Below are 19,913 nucleotides of genomic sequence, written 5' to 3' on the forward strand. Positions count from 1 at the left end.
ACACCACCGACCCCACCCCCTGCCACGACGTCTGCACATCAGCCACCGTCAACGTCACCTCCACACCCGACCCCACCCCCACCGACCCCGAACCCGACCCCACTCCCGGCGACGCCGCACCCGAGCCCGGCGTGCCGGACTCCTCCGCACGGCCTGCCGATGACGGGGCACTCGCCCTCACCGGAGCCCGAACCGCCGGGATCGCCACCGCTGCCCTTGCCGTCCTCGGCGCCGGAACCGCCGTCGTCTGGGCCACCCGACGACGCCGGCAATAACCACCGCGACCCGGGGGGATGTGCTCACACACCGGCATCCCTCGGGTCGCCGCTCCTGGACGGCAACGCATCGGAGTGACCCGCTTCCCACGGGACCGTTGAACGGTCCGTACCCGTCCTCGCTGCTGATCGAGAAGGCCGAGTGGCGACCGGACTGGCACCGCGGAGGCAGGTACGGCAAGAACTGCGGACCACTGATGCGGGGCCGGAGAACGGCGCGAGTGCACGGCCGATACGCGTGCAACCCGCGGTATATCGCGTAGCGGGACCGGCATCGTGATCGAGTCATGAGTTCGCCGTCCCGTAGCGAGAACCCCGCCCCTGGAGCCGACGTTCGCCGAGAGGGTCGGGCCCCGCACATCCGCTGAATCCCCCATATGGGAGGCGCTGACACGGATCGGGCCGGCCCTGGACAGCCCGGGGCGAAATCCCGCCTGGCGGCGTGGTCGGCGCCAGGCGGGAGGGAGCGTCGGCTCTCCTCCATCGACGTCGTGGCGGCGAGCACCTACCGGCCAGCGTGATCCATTCGCGCACCGGCAGATGCTGTTCCTGTTCGGCTTCGGCCTTCCTGGCGCGGACCGTGTATCCGAGGAGGGGAACGCCGCTTGCTCATACGAGCCGCGACGGTTGCTGTCCTTGCGACGGAGATCCAGGTCTTAGCCGGGTGCAAGAGCGATACGGCTTCAGCCGTCCTGTCCGTGAGCGCGGCCGGAACTGGCGGGCCCGGCGCTCGGGTGACGCGGCGCAGCACCGTGTCATCCCCACAGCACGCGAAATGGAGGGATACGAGCCCGGGGAAAGACCTCACCTGGCCGCCCGTCCACAGCGAGCCCCCACGGCCATCGCCGCCTCCTGGCAGCGCGGGCGTCGACCGGTCAGCGGAGGGGGAATCCACCACCGTGGCCCTCCTTTCGGCGGGCAAACAGCCGACACAGGTGTGGCACGGTTGCCGTGTGAGCCGCCGGCGCCCTTCACCCCAGATCTGCCGGTGGGAACTCACAACCCCGGCCGACGGTCCCTGAGCAGGGGAGCTCGAGGCTGTCGGCCGGGCCAGGCGGGCTTCGTCCCCCACCCCCATTCGGGGACGGCGCTCGCCTGACTCGGGGGCCTCGTGGTCGACCCCACATCTCCAGGCCGCCACGACGACCGGACCCAGCGTCGCCACAATGGGAAGACACGTCGCCCGAGCGGAACACTGCACCTCGAGTGTCAGACGCCCGCCAATGTCTACCGCTGCCAGGCTGTGGTGACCAGCGCAAGCGCGGGGCGCGCTGTCCCTCCCACCCGCTTCCCGGGCCTGAAGGACGAAATTTTGAAGGCCGCCCGGAACACCTCGAAGTCGGAACCATGCCGGGGCACGTCAAGGGTGCGGCGCCTTCAGCAACGTGGCCGCCGCAGCGGCGTCACGCTGCTGACGAGCGAACCATCGTCCCGCCCGGACCCCACGGCCTCGGATGGAAGGTCTCGCCACCGTCCCGGGCACGTTGGCACCGGCGGGAGTAGGGCGGGCCTATCCGCGGCATCTCCGGGACACGGCCAGGACAGCGTCCTCGCGGGAGGGAGCCGCCATCACACCGGCGTCCCGCTCAGACCTCGATGCCGTCCCCGCCGTCGGCAGCCCGGTTCCTTCTCCGTACCACGGCCCGCGTCAGCGCGACGGACACGACCAGCACGGCGACCAGCAGGGAGAGCAGGACCTGCTCACGCCCAGCGGTGTCGGTCAGCATGTAGACCAAGACGAACGAGATCATCCCGATCGTCGCCCACGTCAGGTACGGGAACAGCCACATGCGGACAAGTAGTCTCTCTGGCGCCTCACGCAGGATGATCCTGCGCATCCGCAGCTGCGAGAAGCAGATGACCAGCCAGACGAACAGGGCGATGGCGCCGGAGGAGTTCAACAAGAACTGGAAGACGGTGTCGGGCCACTTGTAGTTGAAGAACACAGCTACGAAGCCGAAGACGACCGAGCTGAGGATCGCCACCAGCGGCACGTTTCGCTTGTTGACGCGGGCGAACGATTTCGGTGCGTCACCACGCCGACCGAGCGAGTAGCCCATGCGGGAGGCCGTGTATAGGCCCGAGTTGAGGCAGGAGAGCACCGCGGTGAGCACGATGAACTTCATGATCTCGCCGGCGTGCGGGATGCCGATCGAGTTGAGGGCGGCGACGTAGGAGCCCTCCTCGACGATCGACGAGTCGTTCCACGGCAGCAGGGAGACGACCACCAGGATCGAGCCCAGATAGAAGATGCCGACACGCCAGATGACGCTGCTGGTGGCCTTCGCGATAGCGCGCTGCGGGTTTCGCGATTCACCGGCGGCGAGGGTGACGATCTCGCTGCCCATGAAGGAGAAGACCACCATCAGGATGCCGGTGAGAACGGCGCCGGCGCCGTTGGGCAGGAAGCCTCCGTGCGCGGTCAGATTGCTCAGCCCAGCGCCGCCTCCGTCCGCACCGGGCAGGACACCGAAAACAGCCAGTCCACCGATGACGATGAATGCGAGGATCGCCACGACCTTGATTCCGGCGAACCAGAACTCGAACTCGCCGTACGATGCGACCGAGGCGAGGTTGGTGGCGGTGAGCACGACCATCACGATCAGAGCCCAGCCCCATTGCGGGACGGACGGGATCCAACTGTTGAGGATCGCGGCGCCCATGGTCGCCTCGACTGCCAGGACGACGACCCAGAAGAACCAGTAGAGCCATCCGATCGAGAACCCTGCCCAGCGGCCCAACGCACGATCCGCGTGGGCGGAGAAGGAGCCGGAGGTCGGGTTGGCCACCGACATCTCGCCCAGCATCCGCATGACGAACACGACCATCACGCCCACGAGGGCGTAGGACAGCAGGATGCCAGGGCCCGCGGCCGCGATGCCGGACCCCGAGCCGCCGAACAGGCCGGCGCCGATCACCCCACCGATGGCGATCATGGACAGATGGCGGTTCTTCAGCCCCGCTTTGAGACCGTCGGAAGGCCGCGAGTTCGCGGCTTGCTCGGTTTCCGCGCCCGCCTCTGTGAGGGTCGGCTGCGTACTCATGGACGATTCCCAATCTCTTGCAAGTCGCTGTGGGTGAACGAGCCGGCTCTGGTGTTGTAGTGAGCCCCGGCGTAGCTCGGCAGGGACCGACGGAGCCCGGGACGGGGTGGGACGGAGAACACAATCCTGGAAGCCCGGTTCGGGCTCGGCTTTCAGCATCTGTTCGCCCGTGAGCGCGGGATACGGCCTTTCGGGTACCGCCTGAGGCAGGTCACCAGTCCCCAACGGCCCCGATCCGCCCTCGGCCCCACCTGCGTAGGGCATTCACTTCTGCGTTCGTTCGGGCGGGTCGGTCTACCACACGACAGGCGCTCCCACAGCGACAGCGCGATGCAGTTGACGCTGAGGGGGAGCGGCCCTCGCCCCCGTCGACCTGTCCGGGCGACACCAGAACGGGCCCTGCGCGGGTGGCGCCATGCGCTTCCGAGGCGTGATCTGCGCGGCGGGGGATCTTGCGCCGATGAGCGTCCTGGGTGTTCCGGGATGAGAAGCACACGGCGAATCCTTCCGCCGCACCTTTCCGCCTGAATGGCAGAGGCGGACCTACTTGCCTGGCGGCTTGTTCTTGTACCGCGTGCTCTCGCACGACGTGTCGGACGTCGTGGCGACACCAATCGGGCCTGTTCCACCGGCGATGCCGCGCCCGGCTTGCCCGAGACGTTGTGGTCCGCCCCGACGGTACGGTCCATGGCAGTCCGGGCAACCGACCGGGGTGACGGGGCGATCTGAGCGGTGGGCTCATAGGAGAAGGCGCGGGGCCTCGGCGGCCGCCCCACCGGAACGACCCGCAAAGGGAGATCCCGGGCGGCAGGCGGATACCCAAGCCCGCTTCATGCCGGTATGGCGCACGTCCGTGATCACGACGGCAAGGCCGGTGAAAGAGCATTACGCACACCGCTCTCGTCCCGAAAGTCTGCCTCTCCTCTCCCGCGTTCGCCTATACCCGCGAACTACCATTCCGGTACATAGCCGCCCAGAGGCATTAAGGAATCACGTGGAATCTTCACTCATGCCGATCCCCGAAGAGTTCACCTCCGGGGAATATGCGTCCCTGTACACCGCCGACAACTGGAAAGTCCTTGCGGCCACCCTCCCGGAGACGGCTCCGAGCGGGCTACTCGCGCACGTATTCACGAGCTACTGTTACCAGCAACTGTCTCAGACATATCAGCCCGGCGAACTGAACACAGAAGCGATCTTGTCCAGTGACCCATACGACTACAAACGTTTCCGTAAAGCGATCAATGACCCGGAAGGCACGTACCTGCAGGAGCTCACTCAGCATTTCCTGGACGCGTTCTACAACCAGGCAGTGCCGGTACAGGACCAACCCCCTTCCGAAGGCGTCGCCGTCACCATAGACGACTATGTCGTCGAAGAAACTTTCGACCCGACCAATGGTGAATACTACCTGGGGGTCAACTGGTTGCTGGCCGGGGCGACCGACGGATGCGTAGTGGAGGAACTCCGCATCGCCCGGACTGGGTGGCGCAAGGACGGTAGTCCGATTCAGCGAGAATTCTCCTTCTGGCTCGCCTGGCCTGTCCAGGGCGGAAAAGTTCTGACCCCTGAGGTACACGACAACTGGGTGATCCCAGGGAACAAGGCGCCGGTGGGGCAGCTCGACTTCTCCGCCCACATCTACTGGGCGCCAGGAGTCACGCCGGATCACCTTGGATTCCAGTACTCCGACGAGGGGGCGCGATGGGAGGCCAACAGCCCATCCGCGACTGACTCCCTGCAGTATGTGAGGACGCGCGAGCGTCACCTCACATGGGACAACAACATCCAAACGAAAAATCGCAAGCCTGACCCCGAGCTTCCACGAGAGAAGCCGGAGCCCAAGTACGATGTGACCAAGGGTCAGGTTCGCACAACCCGCGCATGGGCCACTTCCGAGAATGTGCGAAACAGGCAGTTTTACCACGGCACCAATGTCGCGGCTGGCAAGAAGATCGAAAGCCAGGGGTTCAAGGACATGCCCGCGGTGAATGGACGGCGCCAGGGCAACGGCATCTACCTCACCCTGAAGGAGGACGAGGCCCAGAACTACGCCGACTACACGGGCAGCGTCGTCGTCGCCCAATACACCGGACCCCGCCCCATCCTGAAGGTCCACATGGTCAACAACGGGTACGGTGTGGAAAGCATGCACGCCCGGACGTCCAGCAAGCGCTCTGCGGACGACCTCAAGATCATGAAGACCGAGGACCAACTCGTGAGCTTCGCCTTGGAGAACGGGTTCGGCGCCCTCTACCTCACCCCCGCCAAGCATCTCATCGTCCCCGACCCCCGCGACCTGACCGTGCTGGGCGTACTCAATCTCCAAGACCTGAAGTAATCCGCACGCCCTCCAGGACGTGCGCGAGCATTCCCCGCACCCCGCCCGTTCGCCCGCCCTGACACAGCGGCCGAACGGGCGGCGGCTCGAGGCCAGCCGTCGTCACAGCGCTGCACCAAGGCGGCCTCGAGCCCTTCCCCGCTCCGGCGGAAACAAAGCGGACCCGCCACTCTTCCATGGTGCGGATCCACGAACGGGGACCCACCACCGGGCCCGCGACGGAGCACCCGTCGGACCAGGCCGCCAGAGCGCCCGGCACGTCCAAGAGAGCGAAATGGGAACCCGGCGGAGCGCCGGCTGACAGGCCAGGCCCCCGCACGGCGTGTATGGATGCCCGGGCCAGCGCGTTCGGTCACAATCGGAAAATCGGTCCACAGGCCAGAGCTGGGGCGACCGACCACCACGAGTCGTATGGATCGGGGACGCGTGAAGACAACCATCTGCCTCTGCATGATTGTCAAGAACGAGGCCCGAGTGATCGAACGCTGTCTGGCTTCCGTACGCGACGTGGTGGACACCTGGGTGATCTCTGACACCGGCTCAACCGACGGCACGCAACAGCTGATCCGCACGGCCCTCGACGGCATCCCCGGCCAGTTGCACGAGGAGCCATGGGTCAACTTCGGCCACAATCGGACGCTGAACATCGAGCATGCGCGCGGCAAGGCCGACTATCTCCTCCTGCTCGACGCGGACCTGGTGCTGCGCCGGGACGGCGAGGTGCCTCCCCTTGCCGCTGACGGGTACATGCTGCGTCATGACGACGCCACCTCCTACCGCATCAAACGCCTGGTCAGAGGCGACATCCCATGGCGCTACGAAGGGGTCACCCACGAGTACCTCACATGCGACCAGCACACCACGCAGGAGAACTTGGATGCTCTGGTGGTTGAGGACTTCGCCGACGGCGGGGCACGCCACGACAAGTTCGAACGCGACGCCCGCCTGCTCGGCGCAGAGATGGCGCGCGACCCCGACAATCCACGCACCGTCTTCTACCTGGCCCAAACCATGCGGGACATGGGCCAGATCGACGAGGCGATCACCCTCTACAGTCGCCGTGCGCGCATGGGCGGCTGGGTGGAGGAGGTCTACTACTCCTTGCTGCAGGTAGGGGTCCTCGCGGCGGAATCGGGTGAGTGGCCCACGGCGATGAACGCGCTCACACAGGCATGGGACTGCCGTCCGCAGCGCTTGGAAGCCTGCTACGAACTGGCCTCGCGGCTGCGCACCATGGGTCGCTATCACGCCGCCCACGCGTTCGCCCGTGCCGGTGTGGACCGTGATGTCCCGGACGACTTGCTTTTCACACAGCCCTGGGTCTACCGGTGGGGCTTGCTCTTCGAATACTCGATCACTTCGTACTGGGTGGGTGACGCGCACGCCTCGCTTCAGGCTTGTGACCGCTTGCTCGCCATGCCGGACCTCCCCGACCGCTACCGGAAGCAGGCTCTGGCCAACCGCGAGTTCGCGGTGCAGCACCTCGACGCGAACCCTACGCCGAGCCGCATCACACGACGGTCGACAGCCCGGAGAAAGAGGCGCGGCGGCAGATAGTCTCTAGGGCTGAACGTGCCACGCCTTCGAGGTGGGCCGCACCGTGACGACGTGAAGCAGCCCAGGATCGGGAGGCTCCTCCCCGGGGGCGGTGGCGGCCGCTTCGGGGCGCATGCCGAGAGGCCGGGCAGTATGCCTTCTGAGGACTGGGCGCCTCGCTGTTTGCGCCTCTTCCCGGCGAACCGGCCCTGCACCGCCTCCCGCACTGCCCCCGGAACGGCACCGACATTGCCTCGCTCAATAGACCCCCGGTTCGCTCACCAGTCTGTAAATGAAGACAATAAAATAGTTCGTGTGTTCGTTGTATATCACTCGGCAGATTCGACGCTGGTGGATCGTCCCGGAGCTGACATCGACGCCGATGGCGCAAGACATGGTGTATCCGGTACTGCGCAGCATCTGAGTTTCTTCGGGCAGTACGTTCAAAGTGTCCCAGTCGAAGATTGCTGCATTGAATCTCTCTTCCCCGCTCTCGTACTCGTAGATATTGAAGTCTTCCGATTCGCGGAGGAGCTCACGAAGCAATTCCTCTCCCCAGTCCGCGGGGTTGAGGGTTTGTGTGAGAGGGAAACCCGTACCTATATGGCCGCCGTGCTGGACCTGTCCATCCTGGATAGCGAGATTGGCCGGCAGCCGTACTTCCCCCTCGGGTCGAGCGAAGATCGCCTCCATGAGGCTCGTGATCTCCGGCGCCACGTCGCCCATGTGTGTGTCGATGAAGCTCTTCCTGCACTGCGGACAGTGGAACGGCATGTACTTCCCGATCACGCCGCGAGACTCGCCGACTCCGGTGTCCACAGGTACGAGCAGACTTCTAGCCCATTCTGCGAAGCAGCCCGTGTGCAATCTGTGTGGGCAGTTGAATGGTTGGATGTCGCATCCGTTCAGAGACGACAGGCAGATCGAGCACTTATTTCCTTCGTCTGCGCCGGGCGCGTGAGGTCCCTCACGTCCGTTCGGCGGAATCGTCATGAAGTAATTCCTTACCGTGCGGCCCGGGTGATTCGAAACCGATCACGCCGGAAATTATGTCTTGCTGTGTCGCCAATATTGAACTGGGTGGTTCCACTCAATGCATTCCTCAAAGGGCACACTCTCGGGAAGCTTGACGGTGTGGGTAATCGTTTTGGTCACCTGGGTCCCGTGAACATGCGAAACATCCGTTTCATGCCGATCAGGTCACTCCTTCCCTTCTTTTGCTCTTCGTGCTAAATAGCCGGGAGCTATCTGATATGCCGTGGGTGTTTCGCGATCGCGTGCGCCCTCACCCGCCCTCCGTGCGAGCTGGGAAAGGGTGGTGTTCGCGCGTACCGGTGCCCTGTCGGCGCCGTCGATCCTTCGCACGCGAGTCGGACAATCTCCCCGTCGCCTCATGTACGTGCGGCCCCTTTCCGGGTGCGTTCCGACATCCGTCACCGATGTGCACTCGCTCTGCGCACCTCACAGGCCGCAACACCAGACGCCGGGTCTCCACCGGGTACGGCCACGCGCCGGGTGATGGAACCCGCGTGGCAAAGCGCCGGCCTGCGCGTCGGCCTGTCCCCGTCCAAGGCGACGACCGAGCCCCCTATAACCAAGACCCGCCGCTTCGGGCCGGCGGCAGGACACCGTGGCGGTGGGCGGGCGCCGGCCTCGCCCCGATCGGCAATGAGCGCGAGAGGGGAGGCCGCACCCCCGGAGCTGTGGAGAGCACCCGTTGCCGCCCAGCTATTCGCCCGGTGAGCACACGGCCTGTAAAGCCTGCCGAAGAAGCGCCACGAAGCACCCGGGCGACGGCCGAAGCCTCATCCGCGAACCCCGCCCACTTCCCTCACGTCACCGAACCGGTGTCACGGCTACGTCAACCGCCTTTGCACGCCGATGCGGGAAACCGGAAACTGGATCGGCTCGATATGCGGCGGGAGGCGTGCAGCGGGCCCCGCCGAAGCGCCCACCCGATCACGGGGCAGGGAGCCGATGAACACCCGTCCACCACGGAGCCCGCCGCTGAACTCCGGAGGACCGCGGAGCACTCCATGGCTTTAGCTCTGGCGGCTTCTGAAGCTGACGGTCCGGCATCGGAACAAGGTGAAGAGCGAACCTACGGGGTGTGCTCGAAAGCCCGCCTGGCCCTCTGTGTGTCAGCTCCCTCCCTGTCGCCGCACGCATAGGCTCTACAATTCAGAATTCCTGGTTCCGTGATGCCGTTTTTGGTGTACCATCCGTGACATGGCACAGAAACAAGTGACGATTTTCATCGATGACATGACCGGCGAGGAGACCGCCGAGGGTGCTACGCACACCTTTGTGCTCAATGGTGTGGAGTATGAGATCGATCTGTCCCCGGACAGCTACGATCAGATGCTTGAGGCGTTCAGTCCCTATTTGAAGTCGGGACGAAAGGTCGGTCGGGGTAAGCGCGGAGCGAAGGCTGTGCGAACCCGCCTCGACGGGCCGTCGACGGCCGAGATCCGCGAGTGGGCCAAGACGAACGGGTACGAAGTGAACGAGCGTGGCCGTGTTCCGTCCGAGGTCCGTGCGGCGTACGAAGCGGCACACTGACCCCGGATGTAAAAGTCCCGTACAGTCCCCGAGCCGCGCGCCGGCTACAGGGAAAGACGGCGGACAAGGGTGGGAGACCGAGTGGGTCACTTTTCGTGGCCCTGGAAAGATGCAGGGATCCTACCCAGCCGCTGGAACGGGGTGCAGACGATCATGAATTACCTCGCGCAATATCGGGCGAACTGGTAAAATCGGACAGAGTGATCGGCGGGAGTTGGCCTCCGGGTCAACGCTATTCCCAGGGTTGTTGGGCTGGGCGGCATGTCACGCGGTTGCGCTTGCCGCCCCGGCGCTTTCCTCGAGGGCGGCCCGGGATTTCCCTCCCCGGCTCTCGAATGCGTTCCCCCGCAACGGCCTCCAAGCCACTCACCGCACGCACCCGGATTCGCCTGGAACCGACCCGCGGCAGCAGGCGACCGGAACTGCGACACCGGTGAAGGCGTCCTCGACGAACGACGACGCGCCCTGGGCCTGATCGACGGCACACGGCGGGCGAACCCAGGGAGGGGAGGGGAGGGCCGCCCCACTCCCGCGAAAGGCGCGCGTGAGACGGGGACAAAGCCAGGCGGTACGGACGAGCCGGTGACCGCCGCCCCTCGGGTGACACCGTCCGGCGGAGGGATCCTGCTCGGAATCACGCCGGCGAACGGCGAAGCAGAACGAAACCTTCCCTGTCGATCATGGTCTCGTACCCGTGGGCCCAGGCGTAGTCCAGGGCGGCCTTCTCCCGTACGGCGTCCAGGGGCCACCGTCGATGATGTGGCACCCAAGTATCCACCATGATCCACTCAGGATCTGGGCGGCTGACGTGGTAGCCAAAAAGACTGACCTTGGTCCGGGCAGTCAGCTGCGGAACGAGTTGACTGGACGCCTGGACCGCAGCGTCGTCGGGGATCCGCTTCATCAGGGACCGCGCCACGGCGACACGAGGGTCGTCACGCCATGTCTCGGTCTGAACCATCTGCCAGAAAGGGAAATGGGGCACAAGGAGGAGACTGGCAGCCGCCGAACCCATGACGTAGCGCCGCACACTGCCGTCGATCCACCGCCGCCTACTCAAGGCATCGATGAAAGCCGCGAAGGCGATCGGCATCAGCACCAGCGAGTAGTGGCCGAAGGTACCCCAGTGCGTCACCAAGTTGGAGACGAACCGCCACAGCAGGGTCGGCAGCATGACCCAAAGAAGTGGGGACCGCAGAGCCAGGAACAAAGTCGGCGCCAGTACGAGAATGAGCGTCGACACCTTGGTCTGCGGGGTGATGAGCCCCAGGGTGTATCTGTACACGACGTCCCCCGCGCCGTCTTCCGAGCCGTCCATCCACGAGAAGTGGTAATAGGAGCCGGTGCTGGCGACGGCCGGCATGAACACCAACATCTGCGTGAGGGTCGCAACCAGACCGAAGGCCGCCGCCGAAACCCCGATCCGGCGTTGACCACGACAGGCGACGATAACCCCGATCACGGCCACTGCCAGTCCCAGGTCTTCTTTGACCAGCACCAGAGGCAACGCCCACAAGACCGCGCCACGAGGGCGGTCATTCGCCAGAGCCGTCAGCGCGCAGGCGAGCAGAGGGACCGCGAACGCCACCTCGTGGAAGTCGAAGCCCACCGCCGAGGCGATACCCCACGAAAGTCCGTAGCTCACGCCGACGACTGCTGCGGCGGCGGATCCGAGTACTCGGTACGCCCACCGCGTGAGAGGAATGACGCTGACGGCGATCAGCGATGCCTGGACGATGAGCAGCACGTCCGGCGAGGGCCACACCATGTAGATAGGAGCCAAGACCGCCAGAACGGGGGAGAAGTGCTCTCCCAGGACCGGGAAATCGGGCCCTCTCAGTTCGGCGACGGGCAGGCGCCCCTCGGCATAGGAACGGATGGTCTGCTCGAAAATCCCCAGGTCGTAGCTGTTGGAGAGCATCCGGTGATGGATACGCAAGGAAAGCACCGCATAGAGAAGGAAAAGCGCTCCCGCCAGGAACCAGATCCACCATGGCGTCGTGGGCCGGGGACGGCACGAGGCCCCAACCTGACCTCGTTCCCCCACGGCGGCCCGTTCAGGGACGATAACGGAGGATGACACGCGCATGGAATCCCTCCCGGAAGGCCGCTTGCCGCGGCTCCCCAAGGTGCCACACCAGCCCCTCGACCCGAATCCGAGCTACCCCTGCACATGACCATTGCATTCAAATGGCGTATATGGGACGCGGCATAACCACTTCAACCAACCCACCCTCACGCGGGTTATGACGACACCACCCGTCCATCCGCGAAACCTGGGACAGGCCAGGCGCCTCAAAGACCACACCCGATGATCATCAAATTGTCGGTAAAAGCGATGCGGCGCGGCTCGGAACATTCACCACGCCCTGTTTGTAGTCTGCGCATATGGCCCCTCATGAGCCCCCCTCGGTACATGACCGCGGTTCCACCGTGCTCCGCTTCCTCGCAGAGCCCAGCTCGGTGAACTTCGGCGGGAAAGTACACGGCGGCGCGCTGATGAAGTGGATCGATACCGCCGCCTACACCTGCGCGGCAGCCTGGTCCGGCCATTACTGCGTAACCGTCAGCGTCAGCCACATCCAATTTCGCAGCCCGATCAAGGTCGGCGATCTGGTAGAGCTTTCCGCGCGCATCGCGGCCACCGGGCGTTCCAGCATGCACATCCACGTCACCGTGCGTGCCGGGGACCCGAGATCACGAGACCTGGAGCAGACCACGGACTGCCTCATCGTGTTCGTCGCCGTCGACGAGAACGGAACCCCCGTCCCCGTGACCTCCTTCGAACCCATCACAACGGAACAGCAGCGCCTCGCGCGCTACGCCCTCGACCTCAGACGAGCGCACGCGGAGCTGGACTCGATCAAGCCATAAGGCCATCCCCTTGGCGTCGACGGCCCGGTGAGGCACCCGCCGGGCCGTCGGCACCTCACGACATCTGAGAGCCGGTGATGTCGAGATGGTATTCCTGCGGTTCCGCCTCATAGGAGTACAGCTCGGCGTAGCGGCCCCAGTCCGTGGCGGTCTCCAGCTGCTGGGTGACCTGCTCGGAGGTGAAGTTGTGAGCGAGCAGGTCGCGGAAGAAGCCGGCGCGCTGCGTGCCCGCAGGATTCTGCCGCAGGCTGGTGACGATGAGCTTCACCAGCGGGACATCGGCCGCCGCCTCGGCGAAGATCCTCTTGGACCGCTGCACGTCGGCTCGCGCGAACGCGTCACCGCTGCCTGTCAGCACCAAATCGTCCCCGCTGACCTCGGCAAAAGCCAGCAGTTCGAGCGCGTCGACCTGCGGCAACACATCATCCACCTCCAGACCGAGGTCCTCGGCGAGATCGGCCAGACCACACCGACCGCCACGGTGGGCAACCATCTCGGCGAGACCGGACAACCCATCGACACCAGCGAGCGGCAGCGGAGTGTTGGCCGGGGTCCGCCGCTCCGCCTCGACCACACCGGCACGCACCGAGGGCCGTGCCTCCTTCACTCGGCCGGTCATGACCCGGTACACACGGTCCACGAGCTCCTGAAACGCGGCAGCCTCACGGTCACGGGGCCGCACCAAGCCCACATCGAGGACCTCGCGGATCGTTCCATAAGGACGCGCACCCAGCACGACGATCCGGTCGGCCATCAGCACGGCCTCTTCGATGTTGTGGGTGACCAGCACGATCGCTCTCGTCGGGAACCGCCCCGATTCCCACAGCTCCATGAGCTCACCGCGCAAGTTCTCGGCCGTCAGCACGTCGAGGGCAGAAAACGGCTCGTCCATCATCAGCACGTCCGGCTCGACGACGAGGGCGCGGGCGAACCCAACGCGCTGACGCATCCCGCCGGACAGCTCCTTCGGATAAGCAGACTCGAAGCCGTCCAGCCCTACGAGGTCGATGGCCCTCCGCGCGGCGCCGGCCCGCTCGTCGACCGGTACGGCCTTGGCCTCCAGACCGAGTTCGACGTTCTGTTGGACCGTCAGCCACGGCAACAGCGCGAAGGACTGGAACACCATCGCCGTGCCAGGATTGGACGCCGTCAGCGGTACGCCCCGATAGGAGACGGTGCCCGAGCTGGGAGCCACGAGGCCGGCGACGCACCGCAACAAGGTGGACTTGCCGGAACCAGATTTGCCCAGCAGCGCGACCACTTCCCCCGCCCGCACCTGGAGGTCGATACCGGACAGGATCGGCAGTTCACCGTCCGCTCCGGCATAGGCTTTGGTCAACGCGACCGTCTCCAGCAGCACCTCGCCGTCGACGGCCGGCCGGTCGCCGACCGCCGACGGTGAGGTCCTGTGACGGGCGGCGCGCAGGTTACGCAGTGCCTTCAGCACCATGAGTACCTCCAGAGAGCGGCCGAGAAGACTCTCCCGTTCACGAGTGTCACAGGGAGTAGCGGCTCTCGGCGAGTCGGTAAAGACGGCGCCAGACGACGCGGTTGAGTCCCACGACGTAAAGACTCATCACCATCACCCCGGCCAGCAGCTTCGGGAAATCGCCCGCTTCCGTGGCCTCGGCGATATAGGCACCAAGGCCGGTGGCGGTCAGCGTGGTGGAGCCGAAGACGACCACCTCGGAGACGATCGAGGCGTTCCAGGCACCCCCGGAGGCGGTGATCCCGCCGGTGACGTACGCAGGGAAGATGCCGGGGATGATCAGTCGCTTCCACCGCTGCCAGCCGCGCACGCCGAGATCGTCCATGGCCTCACGCAGGTCGGTGGGAATCCCCATGGCACCGGCGATCGTGTTGAACAGGATGTACCACTGGGCGCCGAGAGCCATCAGCAGGATCCCACCGATGTTGATCGAGATACCGGTCTTGAGGAAGAACCAGACCGCGAGCGGGAAAAGGAAGTTGGCGGGGAAACTGGCAAGGATCTGCACGACCGGCTGTACGATCTTGGTCAGCTTCGGCGAGAAACCGATCCAGACGCCGATCGGTACCCAGATCAAGGTGGCGCCCACGAGAAGGACGACGACCCGTCCCAGAGTCACCAGCCCCAGCAGCAGCGGCTCTCCGAACACACCAAGCCCTGTGCGTTCGTAGAGGTACCGGGCAAGATCGAACAGCCCCCACAGGATCAGCGCGCCTGTCACGGCGGCGAAGACGATGTCACCGGCACGCCGCCGCGCCGGACTGGTCACCAGCGGACGGTCGCTCGTGCCGAGGAGCCGGCCCGCCCGGTTCACAGCCCGGTGAACCGGGCGCAGCGCCCCGCCGATCACCTGAGGCCACTGGGAACGGCGCAGGAACTCCAGGACCAGAGAACGCTGGATCTCATCGGCCTCGGCCTGCTCGTTCTTGAAACGCTCCGCCCAAGCGGTCAGCGGCCGCCAGAACAGGAAGTTCACGCCCGTCACCATGACCGCCATGGTGAGGATCGCCCAACCGACTTTGCCGAGGTCACCGTCCGCGATGGCCGCGCCCGCGTAGGAACCGATGCCCGGCAGGGCATAGCTCTGGTTATTGACACTGATCGCCTCGGAGGCGACGAGGAAGAACCAACCTCCTCCGAAACTCATCATGCCGTTCCAGACCAGGCCGATCATCCCCGCAGGAAGCTCCACCTTCCAGAAGCGCATCCACCTGGTGAGGCGGAACGAGCGCGACACCTCGTCGAGTTCACGCGGCAACGAGGTCAACGAGTGGTAGAGGCCGAACGCCATGTTCCACGCCTGCGAGGTGAAGATGGCGAAAATCGCCGCGCACTCCAGCCCCAGCAGGGACCCGGGGAACAGAGCCAGGAAACCGGTCACGGCGACGGTCAGGAACGCGAGCACGGGCACGGACTGGAGGATGTCCAGCGCCGGGATCAGAACCCGCTCCAGCCGACGGCTCTTCGCCGCGGCATAGGCGTAGACGAACGTGAAGACGGTCGACACCGCCAGGGCGATGAACATCCGCAGCAGCGAACGCGCTCCGTAATAGGGAAGGCGCCCGGGGTCCGTATCGATTTCGACGGGCTGGTCGGGAGTGAACGAGACAGTGGTTCCCTGCCCCACCCGAAGGGTGGCGTAAAGGAGGAGCAAGATGACACCGGCTACCACCACGTCCACCCACGACATGCTGGACAGCCGGTCCGACATGCGAGTGGGCAGCGAGCTACGGGTAGGCGCCGGCGCGGTGGTGGGCGCGGCTTCACGCACCGCGCTGCTGCCAGGGCGAGACGACATCACGAACACCTCCGGCCGACAGTGTGCGCAGCAGCGTCGAGACAGAGGGCGGCAGACGCGCCGAACACCCGCCCGTCTCCCCTTTCCGACCACGGGGACGAAGGCGAAGCGGCTTCTCCCTGCACTCCTGATCCCAGTCCTGACTTCGGATGCCGACACCCGCAGCAGCGACTGAACAGGAACGACGGCCGTAGGGCGCCGATACAGGATCTCGACGAGTTGCGTGCTCTGGGGGACGGCAGAGCCTTCTGCCATCCGGAAATACGGAAGCCGGACGGGAAACCCTCCGGACCAGCGCCTCGCTGCGGTGTGATTCCGGGCGGAGGCCGCACGCTGGAGGCAGGCGACGAGGTACTCGGCGTGGATCCACGACTCCTTGCGGGGCGGCCAGCAGAGCCGGGCCTTCATCGCTCTGGCGAGAAATGCCAGGTCGGAGGTGGTCCTGCAGCTGGTGGCCGCGGCGGCGGATGCCCCGACGGCAACGGTGCCGGGGTGCGGGCATCAGTCGATCTCCTTGCCGGCACCGCCGTCGATGACGGTGCACAGCCGGTCGCAGGAGCCGAGTGCTGCTCGACCTCGACGAGCGAGCCCGTGCCGACGACGTGCACCCTGGCTCATGGGCCGATGTCGTACTCCCTGTCACATTGCCCTCGTGACGGCATACTCGGCATCGGTGAGAGTCTGGTGGCGGACCAGCAGGGGGCGTGGTGGGCGACGATCTCACCGCCGGAGGCGAGGACGATGACCTGACGGTCGTCACACAGCACGGCGACGTGGGCCGATCGCGGTGGGGTCGACCGAGGCGTAGTCGCAGGTATTCCCGAACATACCGGCCCGGCCGCGGCGGCGAACCTGTAACCGCCACCAGAGGCGGCAGGGGTGAGTCCGGTCCCGATCGGCCTCCACCGATCGGCGGGACGGGCCGATGTCGACCAAGATGGTGCCGCAGTTGTGGCCCTTGCGCAGTGCGAACTCGTCCCCCCGGGCACCCGCGGCGTGTGCTCGGCAGAGCCCGGCTGCCACGTAACAGTCGCAGCAGCGTGGGGCCTGGTCAACACCGCGAGAGAGGCGGCCAGACGGGCGCCGGCCCGGCGCTTTGCCGCCCATACCGGAAGGTCAGCCCGTCGACCCGCTCGACGAACGTCACCTGGGAGCACCCTTGTTCGGGGCAGCTGAACAGGCGGGCCGGTAGCTCGATCACGACAGGACAACCGACCACCGCACTGTGGGCGAGACTGCGTACGCACCCGCTGCACGTGGTCGAAGTCGCCCCGCAGGTCGAATACGCGGCCCGCCCCGCCGACGCACGGCCCACACAGCCACACTCTCGCCGGTTGCCGCCACGTTTTCGATCACAACGTCTTCGACCTGGTGAAACCACGCTTTGGAGGGGAAAGTCAGCCGAGGCGGCTAATGATCAAGATGCTGACCTTCCGTGGCTCCGGCACTGAAAATGACCCAGAACCAAGTTCAACCGTCGTCGAGAGAGCTTCAGAGGGAAGGCGTGGTCCGATCAGTGGATTCGAATCTCCACCCTTCGGACCCCCTTTCCGGGGCGGTGGAGCCGGTATTGAGTGTGGCACGGTTGCAGTGTGAGCGGCTGGCGATGCCTCCCCCGAGTCTGCCGGCGACTCACTATTCTGGTCGACGGCCTCGAGAGGGGAGTCCGAGTGCTGGCGACCGGATCAGGCGGGCGCCGTCTCCGGTGGGTCGAGAACGGCGCCCGCCTCACGCGTACCCGGTCGCCTCCCACTACGGAGACGCAGCTCGCAATAGAACCCCAGCGACTTCGAAAAGTTCACGCCGGGCCTGAGGCAGCCTTTTGCCGTTCGAAATCGGTGGTGCCGCGGTCGATCGTCGACAGCATTCCCGGTAGGTGCGATTTTCCAGGTCACTAGCAGGAATCCGGCCCGTCCGCTGGAGTGGTGTAACGACGGCCGCTCGGTGATCTCGTTTTGAGGCTATGCGGTGAGTTCGGTGGGCATGACGGTCTCGTCGGTTTCTGACTCGATCGGGTGGAGGCCGGCCTTGGCCAGCAGCTCGCGGCCCATGTAGCGGCGAGCCTCGGTTTACTCGTCGTTCTGCTCGGCCAGGACAGCGCCGACCAGTCGGATGACGGCGGTGCGGTCGGGGAAGATGCCGACGACGTCCGGCACAAGCCGCTCAATCAGTCCTTCATTCACGATTCAACGAACGGTCACGTCACCTGAATTAGCGCCTCAAGAGGGGCTATTTTCCGCGGATACGAGTTTCGGCGTAAGGAATATCATTTCCGAGTTCGTCAAGTTCTTCTCTTTGAAGAAATCCATGACTTTGAGCACGTTCTCATAGTCCTTCGGTTTCTCCAGAATGGAAGCGAGATCACCAAACTCGCTGCGGGCGTACCACTTGCTCAACTCTTGCACAATCTTGGGCGTCCCGTACGCCTTATCCCTAGTGTCGCCAATGGCTTTGATGTAGACATTGAAAGAATCGGTGACCGTTTTCCTTTCTGCCTCCAGGAGTGCGGCATCCTCCTTGTCGAGGAGTCCGGCGATGTTCTCTCCCTTGAAGCGCGTTGAGCAAAACAGCAAGAAATGGTCCCTTTGTTCCCTTGTGATATTCCAGGCGGAACGATTGGGGTCGTTGAGGAGGGGGTTTGATACTTTGGACTCGAGATCGCCGAAGAGGTATTCTTTCTTGGATTCTTCCATGAGCTTCTTGATGGCCATCTCCGGGTTGGGTATGGTCATGTTTTGCAATCTCATTAGTTTATCTTTGTAGGAAGCCAGGTTGTCGCCGGCTTTATGCTTCTCGATCATTTCGTGGAGTAGCGGCAACTGTTCGGGGGTGATGGAAGGGTGTTCTGACGGCCCGCTAATCTCGACCTGCGACTCCGTGTCGCGGGTGAATTTTTTGACAATTTCCACGAAGCTGGCCCGATAGGACTCCCAGTAATTCTCGATGCGGCCATCTCTTATCGCCTCGCGAAAAGCTTCGAAAGGGTTTTGCTCTTCATTTGCGGTAAAGGCTTGAGAGCGGGTGAGGCGTGTCATGAATTCCCGCCTGCCCACCCCAAGAGAATCCTTGAGTCGATAGTGACAATAGGCCAGGAAGTGATACCTCTCTGTGGGTTTCTCCCAGTCCTGCACGCGGACCTTGAATCCCTTGAAGTCAAGTTCCTGATAATCGAGCATCCTCCTCTCGGTGAAGAAGTTTCCTCCCCATGCCAGGGTCTGCAAACTTTCGGGGATATTCGTCGAGCCGCTGTCGAGGTGGTGTGATGGTTCTGGTTCGACTGTCGTCACTGGCGCCGACTCGGTCGTGTTCTCGGTTTCGATTAGAGTCGCCTGAAGTGCTTCCCGCGACTGTGGCGTTCTGGCGGTTTCGGTGAGAAGCTCTCCAAATGCACTCAGATAGCCTTCGAATATATCCTTAAGTCCGTAGCCCTGGAATTCGTGCTGCTCTATCAAGGCGAACATTGCGTCCGGTGCCACGTTCTCCGGGTCTGGAAGGGTTTCCGGCTTCTTGAAGTTATAGTGGCAGTATTGCAGAAAATGAGCTAGATAATAATCTACGAGGGCGCTTGGCTGGTTCCGAAATTGTTCCAGGTGGGCATAGTTTGCTTGCGTGTAAAACTCCCTCCAATTGTCAATGAGTTCGGGGGGCATTGGGGGGTTTTGGGAGGTTTCCACGCGGATCATCCTTCGGTCTGGGTAGAAGCGGAGAACGCTTAGAAGGTAGCCGGGCTCGCACTGCCCGCCGATTCCTAAGGTGTAGAACAACGGGCAGGGCTTTTCCCCATTCAGCCGCTGGTAGGACGGGCTAACCGGTGCCCGATCGGCAATGGCTATACATGGCGGCACGGCTGACGGCTGGGGGTTTCCAGGGTCCTCCAGGCGCTCCGCCGGTTGGCGGGCCCTTGCGCCTGCGTTCGACCGGAAGCATGGAGAGGTGTCGGAGGTCACCTCTCCGGGTGGACTCCGGACTCCGAGGGCGGACCGGGGCATGTCGA

At 64.5% G+C, this 19,913-nt stretch carries 10 protein-coding genes and 2 pseudogenes; 5 read left to right on the forward strand and 7 right to left on the reverse strand.

What is annotated here, in order from left to right:
- A pseudogene (locus ACIQMR_RS36930) lies at window positions 1–275 on the forward strand (hypothetical protein); the annotation flags it as partial.
- A gap of 1,586 nt (window positions 276–1,861) precedes the next feature.
- Here ACIQMR_RS36930 and ACIQMR_RS36935 read toward each other — a convergent pair.
- Complete coding sequence (locus ACIQMR_RS36935; protein WP_401397177.1) at window positions 1,862–3,319, reverse strand: amino acid permease; 1,458 nt, start codon at window positions 3,317–3,319, stop codon at window positions 1,862–1,864.
- 1,009 nt (window positions 3,320–4,328) lie between these two features.
- Here ACIQMR_RS36935 and ACIQMR_RS36940 point away from each other — a divergent pair.
- Both ACIQMR_RS36940 and ACIQMR_RS36945 read left to right on the forward strand, forming a co-directional pair.
- Window positions 4,329–5,660: a hypothetical protein gene (locus ACIQMR_RS36940; RefSeq protein WP_401397180.1), complete on the forward strand. Its 1,332-nt coding sequence runs from the start codon at window positions 4,329–4,331 to the stop codon at window positions 5,658–5,660.
- 426 nt (window positions 5,661–6,086) lie between these two features.
- Entirely contained in the window at window positions 6,087–7,217 is a 1,131-nt protein-coding gene (locus tag ACIQMR_RS36945; protein WP_401397182.1) for a glycosyltransferase, read from the forward strand.
- 237 nt (window positions 7,218–7,454) lie between these two features.
- Here ACIQMR_RS36945 and ACIQMR_RS36950 read toward each other — a convergent pair whose 3' ends face one another.
- Entirely contained in the window at window positions 7,455–8,015 is a 561-nt protein-coding gene (locus ACIQMR_RS36950; RefSeq protein WP_401397185.1) for a hypothetical protein, read from the reverse strand.
- A gap of 1,410 nt (window positions 8,016–9,425) precedes the next feature.
- On the opposite strand from ACIQMR_RS36950, the gene ACIQMR_RS36955 reads away from it, so the two are divergent.
- Complete coding sequence (locus tag ACIQMR_RS36955) at window positions 9,426–9,758, forward strand: Lsr2 family protein (RefSeq protein WP_401397188.1); 333 nt, start codon at window positions 9,426–9,428, stop codon at window positions 9,756–9,758.
- A 634-nt stretch (window positions 9,759–10,392) separates the two neighbouring features.
- Here ACIQMR_RS36955 and ACIQMR_RS36960 read toward each other — a convergent pair.
- Window positions 10,393–11,679, reverse strand: a complete 1,287-nt coding sequence (locus ACIQMR_RS36960; protein ID WP_401397190.1) for a DUF2079 domain-containing protein — start codon at window positions 11,677–11,679, stop codon at window positions 10,393–10,395.
- Window positions 11,680–12,191: 512 nt separating this feature from the next.
- On the opposite strand from ACIQMR_RS36960, the gene ACIQMR_RS36965 reads away from it, so the two are divergent.
- Complete coding sequence (locus ACIQMR_RS36965) at window positions 12,192–12,632, forward strand: acyl-CoA thioesterase (RefSeq protein ID WP_401397193.1); 441 nt, start codon at window positions 12,192–12,194, stop codon at window positions 12,630–12,632.
- A gap of 55 nt (window positions 12,633–12,687) precedes the next feature.
- On the opposite strand, the gene ACIQMR_RS36970 is transcribed toward ACIQMR_RS36965, so the two are convergent.
- The 4 genes and pseudogenes from ACIQMR_RS36970 to ACIQMR_RS36985 form a co-directional block, all read right to left on the reverse strand.
- Window positions 12,688–14,082: a nitrate/sulfonate/bicarbonate ABC transporter ATP-binding protein gene (locus ACIQMR_RS36970; protein ID WP_401397196.1), complete on the reverse strand. Its 1,395-nt coding sequence runs from the start codon at window positions 14,080–14,082 to the stop codon at window positions 12,688–12,690.
- Window positions 14,083–14,128: 46 nt separating this feature from the next.
- Window positions 14,129–15,811 carry an ABC transporter permease gene (locus ACIQMR_RS36975; RefSeq protein WP_401397221.1) on the reverse strand — a complete coding sequence of 561 codons (1,683 nt, stop codon included), beginning with the start codon at window positions 15,809–15,811 and terminating at the stop codon, window positions 14,129–14,131.
- A 2,180-nt stretch (window positions 15,812–17,991) separates the two neighbouring features.
- Window positions 17,992–18,069, reverse strand: a pseudogene (locus ACIQMR_RS36980) (transposase); the annotation flags it as partial.
- A gap of 69 nt (window positions 18,070–18,138) precedes the next feature.
- On the reverse strand, window positions 18,139–19,593 hold the full coding sequence (locus ACIQMR_RS36985) for a hypothetical protein (RefSeq protein ID WP_401397199.1): 1,455 nt from the start codon (window positions 19,591–19,593) through the stop codon (window positions 18,139–18,141).
- Between the last annotated feature and the right edge of the window lie 320 nt (window positions 19,594–19,913).

The sequence above is a fragment of the Streptomyces sp. NPDC091376 genome, from assembly GCF_044757085.1.
Classification (GTDB): Bacteria; Actinomycetota; Actinomycetes; order Streptomycetales; family Streptomycetaceae; genus Streptomyces; species Streptomyces pratisoli.

Excerpts from the sequence above, each read along its gene's own strand:
- ACIQMR_RS36935 (WP_401397177.1), bottom strand. The coding sequence starts at position 3,319 with ATGAGTACGCAGCCGACCCTCACAGAGGCGGGCGCGGAAACCGAGCAA.
- ACIQMR_RS36940 (WP_401397180.1), top strand. The coding sequence starts at position 4,329 with ATGCCGATCCCCGAAGAGTTCACCTCCGGGGAATATGCGTCCCTGTAC.
- ACIQMR_RS36955 (WP_401397188.1), top strand. The coding sequence starts at position 9,426 with ATGGCACAGAAACAAGTGACGATTTTCATCGATGACATGACCGGCGAG.
- ACIQMR_RS36960 (WP_401397190.1), bottom strand. The coding sequence starts at position 11,679 with ATGCTCTCCAACAGCTACGACCTGGGGATTTTCGAGCAGACCATCCGT.
- ACIQMR_RS36970 (WP_401397196.1), bottom strand. The coding sequence starts at position 14,082 with ATGGTGCTGAAGGCACTGCGTAACCTGCGCGCCGCCCGTCACAGGACC.
- ACIQMR_RS36975 (WP_401397221.1), bottom strand. The coding sequence starts at position 15,811 with ATGTCGTGGGTGGACGTGGTGGTAGCCGGTGTCATCTTGCTCCTCCTT.